Source organism: Moorena sp. SIO3E8 (assembly GCF_010692445.1).
In the GTDB taxonomy this organism is placed as follows: domain Bacteria; phylum Cyanobacteriota; class Cyanobacteriia; order Cyanobacteriales; family Coleofasciculaceae; genus Moorena; species Moorena bouillonii.
Genome location: NZ_JAAHHM010000161.1, coordinates 1 through 13,293 on the forward strand (window position 1 = coordinate 1; position 13,293 = coordinate 13,293).

General features: G+C 45.6%; 11 protein-coding genes and 2 pseudogenes. 8 read left to right on the top strand and 5 right to left on the bottom strand.

The window, feature by feature from the left end:
• From F6K46_RS33950 to F6K46_RS33960, 3 genes are all read right to left on the bottom strand, one after another.
• Positions 1–1,094, bottom strand: a 1,094-nt coding sequence (locus F6K46_RS33950) for an AAA family ATPase (protein WP_293064389.1), incomplete at its 3' end; no start/stop codon positions are given.
• A gap of 299 nt (positions 1,095–1,393) precedes the next feature.
• On the bottom strand, positions 1,394–2,080 hold the full coding sequence (locus tag F6K46_RS33955; RefSeq protein WP_293064392.1) for a response regulator transcription factor: 687 nt from the start codon (positions 2,078–2,080) through the stop codon (positions 1,394–1,396).
• A gap of 262 nt (positions 2,081–2,342) precedes the next feature.
• Entirely contained in the window at positions 2,343–3,308 is a 966-nt protein-coding gene (locus F6K46_RS33960) for a glycosyltransferase (RefSeq protein ID WP_293064395.1), read from the bottom strand.
• Here F6K46_RS33960 and F6K46_RS33965 point away from each other — a divergent pair.
• Positions 3,302–3,580 (top strand): hypothetical protein, encoded by a 279-nt coding sequence (locus F6K46_RS33965; RefSeq protein ID WP_293064398.1) that lies wholly within the window; start codon positions 3,302–3,304, stop codon positions 3,578–3,580. The genes F6K46_RS33960 and F6K46_RS33965 overlap by 7 nt on opposite strands.
• A 72-nt stretch (positions 3,581–3,652) precedes the next feature.
• Here F6K46_RS33965 and F6K46_RS33970 read toward each other — a convergent pair whose 3' ends face one another.
• A complete protein-coding gene (locus tag F6K46_RS33970; protein WP_293064401.1) occupies positions 3,653–4,867 on the bottom strand; it encodes a class I SAM-dependent methyltransferase in 1,215 nt (404 codons plus the stop codon).
• A 691-nt stretch (positions 4,868–5,558) separates the two neighbouring features.
• On the opposite strand from F6K46_RS33970, the pseudogene F6K46_RS33975 reads away from it, so the two are divergent.
• The 5 genes and pseudogenes from F6K46_RS33975 to F6K46_RS33990 all read left to right on the top strand — a co-directional run.
• A pseudogene (locus tag F6K46_RS33975) lies at positions 5,559–8,219 on the top strand (phycobilisome rod-core linker polypeptide); the annotation flags it as partial.
• Between the two features lie 207 nt (positions 8,220–8,426).
• A pseudogene (locus F6K46_RS40415) lies at positions 8,427–8,810 on the top strand (phycobilisome rod-core linker polypeptide); the annotation flags it as partial.
• A 715-nt stretch (positions 8,811–9,525) separates the two neighbouring features.
• On the top strand, positions 9,526–10,011 hold the full coding sequence (locus F6K46_RS33980; protein WP_008180111.1) for an allophycocyanin subunit alpha: 486 nt from the start codon (positions 9,526–9,528) through the stop codon (positions 10,009–10,011).
• A 95-nt stretch (positions 10,012–10,106) separates the two neighbouring features.
• On the top strand, positions 10,107–10,592 hold the full coding sequence (apcB, locus tag F6K46_RS33985; protein ID WP_070394727.1) for an allophycocyanin subunit beta: 486 nt from the start codon (positions 10,107–10,109) through the stop codon (positions 10,590–10,592).
• Between the two features lie 286 nt (positions 10,593–10,878).
• On the top strand, positions 10,879–11,079 hold the full coding sequence (locus F6K46_RS33990) for a phycobilisome linker polypeptide (protein ID WP_070394728.1): 201 nt from the start codon (positions 10,879–10,881) through the stop codon (positions 11,077–11,079).
• Positions 11,080–11,198: 119 nt separating this feature from the next.
• On the opposite strand, the gene F6K46_RS33995 is transcribed toward F6K46_RS33990, so the two are convergent.
• Positions 11,199–11,666, bottom strand: coding sequence for a hypothetical protein (locus tag F6K46_RS33995; protein ID WP_293064408.1), 468 nt, complete (start codon positions 11,664–11,666; stop codon positions 11,199–11,201).
• Between the two features lie 26 nt (positions 11,667–11,692).
• On the opposite strand from F6K46_RS33995, the gene F6K46_RS34000 reads away from it, so the two are divergent.
• Positions 11,693–12,901, top strand: coding sequence for an FtsW/RodA/SpoVE family cell cycle protein (locus F6K46_RS34000; RefSeq protein ID WP_293064411.1), 1,209 nt, complete (start codon positions 11,693–11,695; stop codon positions 12,899–12,901).
• A 182-nt stretch (positions 12,902–13,083) separates the two neighbouring features.
• On the top strand, positions 13,084–13,293 hold a 210-nt coding region (locus tag F6K46_RS34005; RefSeq protein ID WP_293117819.1), incomplete at its 3' end, for a hypothetical protein.

The window sequence follows — 13,293 nt, forward strand, 5'->3', positions numbered from 1 at the left end:
CAGAACTGATTGGGGCAGCAGTTCCAGAGCTTCAAAGCTATTTGGGATAGCTGGCGGTTTGATTTCCATGGTTCTACACTACTACTCATCCTTCCCTTTTTGTCAACCCCATCACCTGAATGCTTACCTTTCCAAATTGGAACTCTATACTTTTGAGCCATTGAAGGTAATGTATTATGTGTATGCATAACTTCTTGATAGCCAATCGGATTATCAATCATCTCATCATCTAAGTGTTGACGAACTTCAGAACTGATATAATCCCTAACTGTTTGAGGGATATCATTGGCATAATTATAAGCAGCTTGAGCAAGATTGAGGGGTGTACGACCTGAATATTTTTTTGCATTGTATATAGTAAATCCCAGAAAGCTCACAAACCTTTCTGGAAATTCATTTCTTTTCTCTTTAGAAATAAGGGGATAAATAGTATCAAAATCTTTTTTCCATTCAAGTAAAGATTTACCAATATTTCTAATTCCATACAAAGAAAACATATCAGGAAAACAAGGCACTAAAAAACCATCAACTGTAGATATAATTACCTTATTTAAAGCTCCTAAACTTGGAGATGTATCCACAATTATAAAGTCATATTTACTTTCGGAAGCATATCTACGAGCTATAGCTCTAATTTGAGTTATGGTTCTAATTGACAGTGGTTCTCCCCTATATAAACCAGCCCAGCGTTCGGCAATCTTATTTTCGTACATATGTAGGGTTAGACGACCTGGAATTAAATCTAGGTTTGTAGCTACTTCAATTGGACGAGGAAGAGATTTTGGCTCGCTTATGCCATCCTCTATAGGCTTAAGAATATAATGAATTGTTCTGTGATTTCTATTAAACGATTCAAAATCTGAATCTTCAAATTTCTTACGGGTCGCATTAAAATCATCAATGAATCCATCTTCATCCTGCCAAATTTCATGTAAACTTTCTGAATCTAATCCATAAATAGTTAAATTACATTGAGGGTCTAAATCAAGCATTAAAACTTTTTTACCGAGTTCTGCTAAAGCGCAGGCTAAATGATATGTAAGAGTTGTTTTGCCCACACCACCTTTATTGTTAAAAACCGAAATTAACTTCACTGATGCTCCTGAATTTAAGATTTAAATAGCCGATTCTGTTATGTATAGCAAATTATGTAGCAGTTCTTTAATGGATCTTAACAATTTCAAAAATACTCTGCCAACCCCTAAAAAAACCTAGAACCTACATTCCGCACTTAAAAATACCTATTTAATTCCTTTTCCGCCACTCCCAAGGCTTAACTGCATTCATATTAATCAACGCTCCTCGATTTGCGATCGCAAATGCCGAAGCGTAGTTAACCCCATCCCACGATGGACAATCCTGTTTGTACTGTTCCTAAGGATAGGCTCAACCTTTACTTAGTTAAACCATGTTCCAAAGCATAGCGAACTAACTCGGTACGACTATTGGTTCCCGTTTTGCTAAACAGACGACTAACGTATTTTTCAACATTACGAACACTAGTCTCTAAACGTCGGGCAATTTCTTTATTCATTAGCCCTTGGGCAACCAAATCTAAAACACTCTGCTCTCTAGCTGTAAAATCAATGCGCAAGGGTGGTGGAGTTTGGACAATTCCATTCTTTTGGTCTAACATTGCCCGGATTTCAGCCACCTGCTTGGCTATCTTTTCAAGCTCTGTACTACCTACACTATCTTCCGAGCTAGCAGCACGACGCTCCAAGAGGTTTTGAACAATAGCGACTAATTCATCTGGATCAAAGGGCTTCGGTAGGTACGCATCACAACCGGCCTGATAACCCTGAATTCGATCTGAGGTCATGCCACGGGCGGTCAGAAACACCACTGGCAGTGCTTTAAAACGGGGGTCATCTCGAAGCTGCTGTAGGAATTGATACCCATCCACTTTAGGCATCATGATGTCAGAAATTACTAGTTCGGGTGTGCTCTGCTGTAACATCTGCCAAGCATCATTAGCATTGCTGGCAACATCTACGGTAAAACCAAATTCTGCCAAATACTCTTTGACTGCTTCCCTTACTCCTGGTTCGTCGTCTACCAATAAGAGTTTTGCTGACATCGCTAATTCCTTAACCCCTACTAGCCTTAGTGTAGCGCAATTTAGACTGAGATCTTGCACCATTGTCATTAATCGTAGGGTGGGCAGTGCCTACCAACGGGCTTTGCAAGCTTCATTATCTGTCTGGTGCACTGCCCACCCTACATGAACCTAATAAGTGATTTGTGATTAATCGGGAATCGGGAATCGGAACCCACCCCTAACCCCTCCCAGGAGGGGAACGGGAATCGGGAATCGGGAATCGAGAATCGGGATGCAGCTATCAGCTTCCATGGGAAAACCACTCTATCTGATCGGCTTTGTCTGGCAGCCGGGCTTCTTGTTGTCCCTTTGCCCTTGCCCAAGTTCCAAATAGACCAATGGGTGTGCTGATTAGCTCAATCGGATCGGTTTTGCCTGCGATCGCATTAATACTATTGCGCGGTAGTTCTTTCAGCAACCAACGACTGATCCGATACAGATATTCCCTTGGTGGAATATCCCGCATCAAGGGCACACCATGGAGCTGATGTAAGTAACGGTTAGAGCGACCATACCGATGCCATTGACTGTGATACTCCCGAAAAGTGGAACGGTGTCGGTGCTCTACTATGGCGGTTGGGGCAAGGTGTAATTGCCACTTGCTTTGCTTTTGAATACGCCAGCAGATATCAGCATCACCACCAGTGGTCAGGTAAGGACGGAACAATCCCACTTCCTCTAATGCTTGCCGTCGGATTGCTAGGTTAGCGGTTTGACCGTAGGGACAATAGGAATGGTTTAAGGTATGTTCCTGAGATAGAACATTATGGTACTCAGCGTGTTTTTCTAGCCAGGTTTTACCGGGCAACCCGATGATTTGACCAGCAACAATACCAATACTGAGATTGGCAAAGGGTGAGACCAGGTCTGCTAACCAATGGGGTTGGGGACGACAGTCTGCATCAGTAAAAGCAATTATTTCGCCCTTAGCAGCTCGAATTCCTTTGTTACGGGCGGCATAGGAGCTTTGAATCTGGTCTTCTAGGATGTAGTGGAAGGTTATGCCCTCAGATGCTCCCTCAGTAACAGCAGTTTGGATTAGTGAGGCAGTGCGATCGCGGCTATTATTATCCACTAACAGATACTCTACTTGGTCAGTGGGATAGGTCTGTGCCTGCAAACAACGGACTAACTCTAGTAAATCTGCTTCACCGTTGTAGATTGGTACAACTACTGAAACCTTGGGCAAACATTTGTCATTTGTCATCTGATAGGGAACAGGGAACAGGGAACAGGGAACAGGGATGGAGCTATCAGCTATCAGTTATCATTTATCAGCTATCATTTATCAGCTATCAGTTATCATTTATCAGCTATCAGCTATCAGTTATCAGCTATCAGTTATCAGCTATCAGCTATCAGCTTTTGAATAAAACAGGTAAGCATTGGTTTAATCTGAGTGAAGTCACCTCACAGGCTAGAAGCCTGTTCCACAAAGCTGTTCGCTTAGCGTGGCCTTTGGCCAAGGCTGACCGCTGATGGCTGACCGCTGACCGCTGACCGCTGACCGCTGACCGCTGACCGCTGACCGCTGACCGCTGACCGCTTGCATTATCTATCAATGTTGAGCATAATCAACTGGCGTTGGAGTAGCGATCGCACTCCATCTAAATCGAAGTTAACATGCTTGATAATTTCTGCTACAGTTTGGGATTGGGATGAGTTGTCGGCTGAGTTACCATTCTGGTCACAGGCTTCGAGAAACGTAAATTCCTCATCTGATAGCTTAACCAGCTGGTAATCATAGTCAAATAGGGACTTACTTGGCCAACCGGTCATACAAGGGTGCCGTTCTGGAATTGCTGCTAACAGGTCGTTATCCTCTGACCAATCTACCCGCTCTAAGGGAGGACGGGTCAGGAAAAACTCATAATGAGTCAGTTCGGGATCTAATAATTCAATTAACCGATATAGCTCCCGTTCACTGAGACCTTCTGAGCGTGCCATTAACTCTGGATTTTTGCCAAATAAGCGCTCTTTCTGCCAGTAGCGGGGATTAGAAAACCCAAGAAACTCTAAGCCAGCGGCATCGATTAGTTCAAATAGGGTTTCAATGTTATAGTCAATCTCTTGGGGATGAACGTACATATCCGCGAAGCATTCATCCTGATGGTTTTCCAAAGCCCAGCGTTCCCGGTCTCGCTTGACAATTCGGTTTTTTTCTGGTAGTGCTTCAAATAATTGACGACCTACCTTCACCCCATCCTGGTAGTCTCCCTGGTTTTGACCCTGCAAAAGTGCGATCGCTTGCTGCATCAACTGGATTTCCCAGCGTCCTAATTCAGCATAGACAAAGATATGAAATAAGCCCCCTGGTGCTAATTTCTTAGCTATCGATTGAATCCCACGGATCGGGTCTGGCAAGTGATGTAACACTCCTACACAGTTAATTAGATCGAACTGACCCTCGATTTGGTCAACATCGTACAAGCTCAAGTGATGAAACTCGACCCGATCAGCACCTGAGCGGCGACAGCGTTCCTGGGCTACCTTCAAGGCCCCAGCACTAATATCAATCCCCACTACTGAGGCTTGGGGATTGAGGTGAACCAGATACTCTGTGCCTACCCCTGTTCCACAACCAGCATCTAGAATCCGAATCTCCTCTCTTTGGGGTGTTTGCCCAGTACAAAAACTATAAGCAGCTCGCCAATTCCAGCGCCAGTTGTATCCAGGAGGTGGCTCATCGAGTAAGGGTTCTGGGGGAAAAGGGTAGGTATCGTAGAGGCGCTCAACGGCAGCAGCGGTTTCTTGAGAGGTTTTCATCACAAAACTTTACAAAACTTAATTATTCGGAGAAATTTTTTACGAAAATAAAGTATAATTTCGAGGGTTTACTGGGATCAATGGCCATCAATCCTGAACTGGATCCCCTAAATTCTATACAATTCTTAATAAATAAACCGTAGAGATCAGAAAAGTTTTAATCTAAAAGCTAGTCGAGTTTAGCAGTCAGCACCCCGCTCTGAAAAGACGGGGCTTTGTGCGAAGCACACGCTTACACGAACGAGCCTCTTTATTTAGATAGCTGACCAGCCTAAGTCTTACGAGGACTACGTTATCGATAAGAGTTAAAGTTCCTACCTTGGGATGCGTGCCAGTCTCAAGCTCTAGAACCGGATGGTTAAACAGTTGTACGAGGGGTAAGACAGTGCCATCTGGAGAGTACCGATCGATAACATTGGCGAGGCAAACTTAACCCCAGAAATGGGAGTTTTGAGGGATTTTTTAATCCCTCACCCTGAAAAGGGTGGTTTGACGACGGTTAAAACCGCTCGTGTCGTTTTTCCTCCCCGGTCATTAGACGTGGGGCTTGTTCTACTCCCGTCTTTCTTCGTGAGATTGGATAGGACTAACATCAAATGCCTACCCACCAAATGGGTGTCTAAAACGTGTTTATTAACTGCGGCATAAGTCCGCAATGACAGCATAAAAATTTAGGAGCTTTAACAAACCAATGAGTGTCAAGGCAAGTGGTGGAAGCTCAGTTGCCCCTGTGCAACTCTATCAAACTGTCCCATCTGCAACCATTATCCAAGCAGAACAGCAAGACCGCTTCTTAGGAAATGGAGAGATCAACGAGCTACTGGATTACTTCCGTTCTGGAGAAAAGCGTTTAGCAATTGCTGATCTGATCACCAAAAACTCAGACCTAATCGTATCCAAGGCGGCTAACCGGATTTTTGTGGGTGGTTCCCCAATGGCTTTCCTGGAAAAGCCTAAGGAAGAACCTGCCCTAGTAGGGGCTGGGGCTGCAGGGGTTCCCGACACCAAAACCTTGGGAACTAGTACCTTTGTCGAGAGTGGAGGTGGATTATTTTCGGGCTTCCGCGCTCTGTTTAGTTCTCCAACTGGACCAACCCCAGCAGGTTTCCGTCCCATCGACATCAACCGCTATGGCCCGAGGAATATGCAAAAGTCCTTGCGGGACCTATCTTGGATGTTGCGCTATATCACTTACGCCATTGTTGCTGGTGATCCCAACATCCTAGTGGTTAATGTTCGAGGTTTGCGGGAAGTCATTGAAAATGCTTGTTCAGCTGATGCCACAATCGTGGCAATCCAGGGAATGCGGGCGGCTTCACTAGATTATTTCAAAGGTGATCAGTCGGCACAGGAGATTGTTGCCCAGTACTTTGACATTACCCTGAACGAATTTAAAGCTGCTACACCCTCCGATAAACTGCGGCAACGCCCTTCGATAGACCAACAAGGGCTGCAATTGCCCCAAAGTTACTTTAATGCAGCCGAGCGGCGTCCTAAGTTTGTGATGAAGCCCGGTCTGTCATCCTCAGAAAAAACTGAGGTAGTTAAAGCTGCCTACCGGCAAATATTTGAGCGTGACATTACCCGCGCCTACGGTTTGTCAATTTCTTATCTAGAATCTCTAGTTAAAAACGGGAACATTTCCATGAAGGAGTTTGTTCGCCGTTTGGGCAAATCTGAACTATACCGGAAGCAATTCTTTGAACCTTTTATCAATAGTCGGGCCTTAGAACTGGCTTTCCGCCATTTCCTAGGTAGGGGTCCATCTTCAAGGGAAGAAGTCCAAAGCTACTTCTCCATTGTTTCCGATGGTGGTCTACCCGCTCTAGTAGATGCCCTGGTGGATTCTCAGGAATACTCCGATTACTTTGCCGAAGAAACGGTTCCCTATCTGAGGGGTTATGGTCAAGAGGCTCAAGAATGCCGCAACTGGGGCATGCAGCAAGATTTGTTGCGCTATAGTGCTCCCTTCCGTAAGGATGCCCAGTTTCTCAATACCTTTGCCAAATACGAGCAACCCCTACCTGACCAACATGTCTATGGTTCTGGTAATGACTCCTTGGAAATTCAGTTTGGGGCAATTTTCCCGAAAGAAACCCGGAATCCTACTACCACCCCCGCTCTCTTTGGCAAAGATACTAAACGCCTGCTGATCCACCAAGGCCCAGGGATCAATAACCAAAATAGTAATCCAGGGGCAAGGGGTATGTCCCCCGGTTCCCTTGGCTCTAAGGTGATCCGCCTTGACCAGATCCCTAGTACACAAGACAAGAGTATCAAATTTGCCGAAAGCTCTACTCAAAGGGTAATTCGTGCCTGTTACCTTCAAGTCTTTGGCTTTATGCCCTATGAAGGGGAACGGCTGACTTCAGGGGAAGCTCGGCTGGAAAACGGTGAAATTACCGTCCGCGAGTTTATCCTAATGCTGGCGAAGTCTGATGGTTTCCGCAAACGTTACTGGACACCATTGTATGTGGTCAAGGCAATTGAATATATCCACCGACGTTTGCTCGGTCGTCCTAGCTATGGGCGCTCCGAGATGAACAGTTACTATGATGTTGCCTATAAAAAAGGTTTCTACGGTGTAGTAGAGGCAATTGTCAACACAAAAGAGTACTCTGAGGCATTTGGGGAAGATACGGTTCCCTATGAGCGCTATGTGACGGCAGCTGGTTTAAAAATGCGCACCGGAGTGTCTGGTAGCGTGACATCAGCAATGGCAATCATGGGTGAGGAGAAAGTACCTCGCTTTGTTGAGCTGGGTATGGGCAAAGACATGCTCACCGAACCGGAAGTTGAATTCCGGATTAATCAGGGGGTCAGTGTACAGCGTGAACAAACCAAGATCTTTAAGCTGATTGACCTTAATGATAAGCCAGCCTTGAAAGTCCTGATTGGAGCAGCTTATCGGCAGATATTTGAGCGGGATCTTGAACCCTATGTGATCCAAGCAGCATTCACCTCCCTGGAAAGCCGACTGAGCAATGGCGAAATTAATCTCAAGGAGTTTATTGAAGGCTTAGGTTGTTCTGATCTCTACATCAAAGAGTTCTACACCCCCTACCCCAACACCAAGGTGATTGAGCTGGGTACCAAGCACTTCCTAGGACGTGCCCCCTTAAATCAGAAGGAAATCCAGACCTACAACGCAATTCTAGCCTCTGAAGGGATTCGGAGCTTTATTGGCGCAATGGTCAATGGCATGGAATATGCTCAGGCATTTGGAGAAGATACCGTTCCGTACCGCCGCTTCCCCACCTTACCAGCTGCTAATTTCCCGAACACCGAGAAGCTGTATAATCAGCAGACCAAGCAGAATAGTGATGTGGTGGTACCAAGCTTTGATCCAGTCGAGCCTCGCATGGATTCGTCTAAGCTACCTTTGACCGGAAAAGCGATCGCAGATATGGCTGCCCAAAAGTGGGAGATGGCTACCAACCCCTCCGAGCTGGCCAAGGTAGGTCGTTCCTCTAATCGGAACCAACCAACCTTGAATCCTAAATCTGCTAAGCCAACACGGATTTTCCGCATCACCCCAAACATTTCTCAGGTCGAAAGCGCAGTGGTGATTGATTCCATTTATGACCAGGTCCTGGATTTATTCGGTGAACCAGTACCACCAAAATACCGGCAACAGCATCTAGACAGTCAACTGCGCAATGGGGAAATTTCCGTGCGGCAGTTTGTTAAAGCCTTGGCGAGTAGTAACACCTATAGTCAGCGGTTTTACCAGGCTTATCCCCCTGCGAAAGTAGTTGAGTTATTGTTCCGGCACTTACTCGGACGTACCCCTAACACTCACGGTGAGGTTCAAACCTACCAGCAGCTGTTGGCGGGACAGGGTCTAGAAGCTGCAGTAACCGCTATGGTTGATAGTTCAGAATACTCCCGCTTCTTTGGTGAAGACTTAGTCCCCTATCAGCGGGTTAGTCAGGGAGTCTGAATTATGAAGGTTGGAGGTTGAACGCGATCGCGTGGCCTATTGGCCAAGGTTTGAAGGTTGAAGGTTGAAGGTTGAAGGTTGAAGGTTGAAGGTTGAAGGTTAAAAATTAAAGGTTGAAGGTTGAAGGTTGAAAATTAAAGGTTTGGAGGTTTGGAGGTTTAAAGGCTGTCGGTAGGTTGGACTAGGCTTAAAGGTTCAACTTTCAACCCCCAAACCTGATCAAGCCGGAATAGCAACCCCAAACTAAAATTACTTTGCCATCACTGAGGTACAGTCAATTTTCGCAACCCCTACTCCCTACTCCCTACTCCCTACTCCCTACTCCCTTAACTAAGGCCACTAACCTGTAACTCACCCTTCATAACTTCGTACTTTATTAGGGAAAATGTTACGATGTGTTGCGAAGCTAGGAAAAATGTCAACAATCTGTAGCAAAATATTCCCGGAAGCTAGGTTTATGATTAACCTGCTTTGATTAAGGCTTTGATTAAGGTCTTTAATTTAGGCGGGGTTAGCCAAACCAACTTTTGCTGGGACGTGCGTTGGCGCTCTGTGCTGACGGCGTATCGAGAACGGCGATTTACCCGGCACATTGCGGGTAACTGCAATGCGACAGAAGCTCTAATTACACCGCAAGGTTAGTTAGAGAGCGTTCATTCTTGGAAATGCCGGTTTAAACAAACCTGGTGATATTTTTTTCTGGAGGAATCCATCTATGAGTATTGTCACGAAATCCATCGTGAATGCAGATGCTGAGGCTCGCTATCTGAGCCCTAGTGAATTAGACGGTATCAAAAGCTTTGTTACTTCTGGTGAGCAGCGCTTACGTATCGCTCAAACCTTAACAGGCTCCCGTGAGACAATTGTTAAGCAAGCTGGAGACCAACTATTCCAAAAGCGTCCAGATGTTGTCTCTCCTGGTGGTAACGCCTACGGTCCAGAAATGACCGCTACTTGCCTGCGGGACATGGATTACTACCTACGCTTGATTACCTACGGTATTGTTGCTGGTGATACCACACCAATTGAGGAAATTGGTCTAGTAGGTGCTAAGGAAATGTACAAGTCTTTAGGTACCTCCATTGATGCTGTTGCTGAAAGCGTCCGTTGCATGAAGGGTATCGCTACTGGCATGATGTCTGGGGACGATGCTGCTGAAGCTGGCTCTTACTTCGACTATGTGATTGGTGGATTGTTGTAGGGCAATAAATACCCCTTTGCCTAGTGTTCTGATGATGGCATAGTCTGTCTGTAGAACCGATAATCACAACTTGAGTTAAATAAGGAAATAGAATCATGCAAGACGCAATTACTGCTGTTATCAACTCTGCGGACGTCCAAGGTAAATATCTAGACGACTCCGCTATGGAAAAGCTCAAAGGCTATTTCCAAACTGGTGAGCTGCGGGTACGTGCAGCAACTGCCATTAGTGCTAATGCTGCTACCATCGTTAAGGAAGCAGTTGCTAAGACCCTGTTGTATTCCGACAGCACTCGTCCTGGTGGCAATATGTACACCACTCGCCGCTACGCAGCTTGTATCCGTGACATGGATTACTTCTTGCGTTATGCTACCTATGCGATGTTGGCCGGTGACCCATCTATCCTTGATGAGCGCGTACTCAATGGCTTGAAGGAAACCTACAACTCCCTTGGTGTTCCCATTGGCAATACCACCAATTCCATCCAAGGCATGAAGGAAGTTACCGCTAGCTTAGTTGGTCCTGATGCTGGTAAGGAAATGGGTGTATACTTTGACTACATCTGCTCTGGCTTAAGCTAACTTAGCTAGCGTTGATGGAATTCGCCAGCCTGTAGTTGTCTGTGTAATTAAGGTCTGGGAAGTTGATTGTGAGTGCTAGCTTGTTAAAGGCGAATCTGGCTCACGTAAGTCAAGCAGAGGAGTTTTGACAGTCTAGTATTGACAATTAACTCCCAGACTTTGGAATAGTTGAGATATTTGATTAACCAATTTATTCCCTCGCTATAGGCGCTAGGGAGTTTTTTAGACATCTTGGAATCAAACCAGAATTAAAATTTTCTTGAATTTTACTAGGAGAAATAAGCTCATGCGGATGTTTGAAGTAACTGCTTGTGTGCCAAGCCCAAGCCGAATTAGGACACAACGGGAGTTACAGAATACTTTTTTTACCAAGCTCGTTTCCTACGAGAACTGGTTCCGTGAGCAGCAGCGCATCCAGAAAATGGGTGGCAAAATTATTAAAGTTAAGCTGGCAACTGGTAAGCAAGGTACAAACACCGGTTTGTAAGGATTTTTCGATAATAGCTGTTTATCAAAAAAAAAATTTCAGGGGGTCTACTAAGACCCCTTTGTGATTTTTGGTTCAAAATGGGGGGATGGAAACATAGGCAAGAGAGGGAAGATATATCATTTATCAATATGGAATAGGCAAGAGGCAAGAGGCTTGCATACAAAAGGCAACAGTAGAAAACTATTGTGTATCTCATTACTATGAGAAACGCTATAAGCAAGACATCGAAGATAGAGACATGGAAGATAAGGGACAGAGAAGGCAGGGAGGATAGAAAACACGTTACTCTTATATGCTTGTTTCTCCCCCTTCAACCTAACCGACACCGAATCCCCTTGGGCGAACAACCACATAACCAAATAACCTTGGCCTTGGCCTATTGGCCACGCTACGCGAATGGCCACGTGATCGCGTTCAACCACATAACCTTCAACCACATAACCTTCAACCACATAACCTTCAACCACATAACCTTCAACCACATAACCTTCAACCACATAACCTTGGCCTTGGCCTATTGGCCACGCTACGCGAATGGCCACGCGATCGCTGAAAGCGGGACTTCGTCCATCGCGTTCAACCACATAACCTTTAACCAACCTGATGAAACGTGGCTCTACGTAACCTGATTCTATTATTTAACCCCTCTACTACAGACTGGGCAGTTACTGCTCGGTTACTGAAGTGGTTAACGTTTCTATGGCTGTTGATCGGAATAGTAATTCTGTTCTCAGCTTCTTATGCGATCGCAGATGTCGAGTTAGGGGATGGGACATACTACGTCAAGCGACAGCTGATCTGGGTAGTCTTGGGTTTAGTGGGATTTAACCTATTGGTGCGATCACCGTTGCGTTATTTGCTAAAAATCAGCCATTGGTTGGTCTTGGTGCTCTTGGTGCTGCTCTTATTGACGTTAATTCCTGGTGTGGGAACAACGGTTAATGGGGCAACTCGCTGGGTATCTGTGGGTTCGGTTCCCCTACAACCGTCGGAGTTGATGAAGCCGTTTCTAGTGTTACAAGCGGCTCGGGTATTTGGGCAGTGGGACCGGCTTCAGTGGCGGACCCGTTTGACGTGGCTGGGGATTTTTATGGTGGTGTTGCTCGGAATTTTGTTACAGCCTAATCTGAGTACAACAGCACTTTGTGGGATGACCTTGTGGCTAGTTGCTCTAGCGGCAGGGTTACCGTTTTATTACTTGGGAGGTACAGCATTTGGTGGTGTTCTGCTGGCAGTACTCAGTATCAGCATCAAGGATTACCAGCGGCGTCGGGTGATGTCATTCCTAAATCCTTGGGCTGATCCGATGCGAGATGGATACCAATTGGTTCAAAGTCTTCTAGCTATTGGCTCGGGTGGTACTTGGGGGTCTGGTTTTGGGTTATCCCAACAAAAGTTATTCTATTTACCGATTCAACACACTGATTTTATCTTTTCTGTCTTTGCTGAAGAATTTGGCTTTGCTGGCAGTATAGCGCTAATGTTTTTGTTGATGACATACATGACCCTAGCGGTGATTGTAGCTATCAAGGCAAGAAACCGAGTCTATCAGTTAATCGCGATTGGGGCAATGCTGTTTATTGTCGGACAGTCTCTGTTAAATATTGGTGTTGCTTCTGGGGCTCTTCCCACTACTGGTTTACCCTTCCCATTCTTTAGTTATGGGGGAAGTTCGATGATTTCCAGTTTGTGTTCGGCTGGGTTGTTGATTCGGGTGGCACGAGAGAGTAGTGAGGCAAAAGTTGTGTCTATACAAAGTCGCCGCCAGTCGATAGCAGAACGAAGGCAAAGAAGGCACAAGGTAAAAGCCAAAAGGTAAAAGTGACCAATATAGTTTTTTAAATCTGCTGAGGTACAGAGTTTATGGTTTTAGGGAACAGGGAATAGGGAACAGGGAATAGGGAACAGGGAACAGGGGACAGGGAACAGGGAACAGGGAAAAGGGAAGAGTAACCCACCCCTAACCCCTCCCAGGAGGGGAAGAGAGAACAGGGCAAAATTATGTGTACCTCATTAGGTGAAAAACAGCTAGACAGACTAGTAATTTTTTTTTCAGGGCATTCCGACTCCCGACTCCCGACTCCCGACTCCCGACTCCCGACTCCCGACTCCCGACTCCCGACTCCCGACTCCCGACTCCCGACTCACTACTCCCTATTTCTAGCTATGTCTAGGTTTTTAGCAGATACCAAAACTCCAACGGAAAACCAT

Bases quoted from the DNA above. Each gene is read 5' to 3' on its own strand.
- F6K46_RS33955 (WP_293064392.1), bottom strand. From the start codon at position 2,080: ATGTCAGCAAAACTCTTATTGGTAGACGACGAACCAGGAGTAAGGGAA.
- F6K46_RS33960 (WP_293064395.1), bottom strand. From the start codon at position 3,308: ATGACAAATGACAAATGTTTGCCCAAGGTTTCAGTAGTTGTACCAATC.
- F6K46_RS33970 (WP_293064401.1), bottom strand. From the start codon at position 4,867: ATGAAAACCTCTCAAGAAACCGCTGCTGCCGTTGAGCGCCTCTACGAT.
- F6K46_RS33980 (WP_008180111.1), top strand. From the start codon at position 9,526: ATGAGTATTGTCACGAAATCCATCGTGAATGCAGATGCTGAGGCTCGC.
- apcB (WP_070394727.1), top strand. From the start codon at position 10,107: ATGCAAGACGCAATTACTGCTGTTATCAACTCTGCGGACGTCCAAGGT.
- F6K46_RS33990 (WP_070394728.1), top strand. From the start codon at position 10,879: ATGCGGATGTTTGAAGTAACTGCTTGTGTGCCAAGCCCAAGCCGAATT.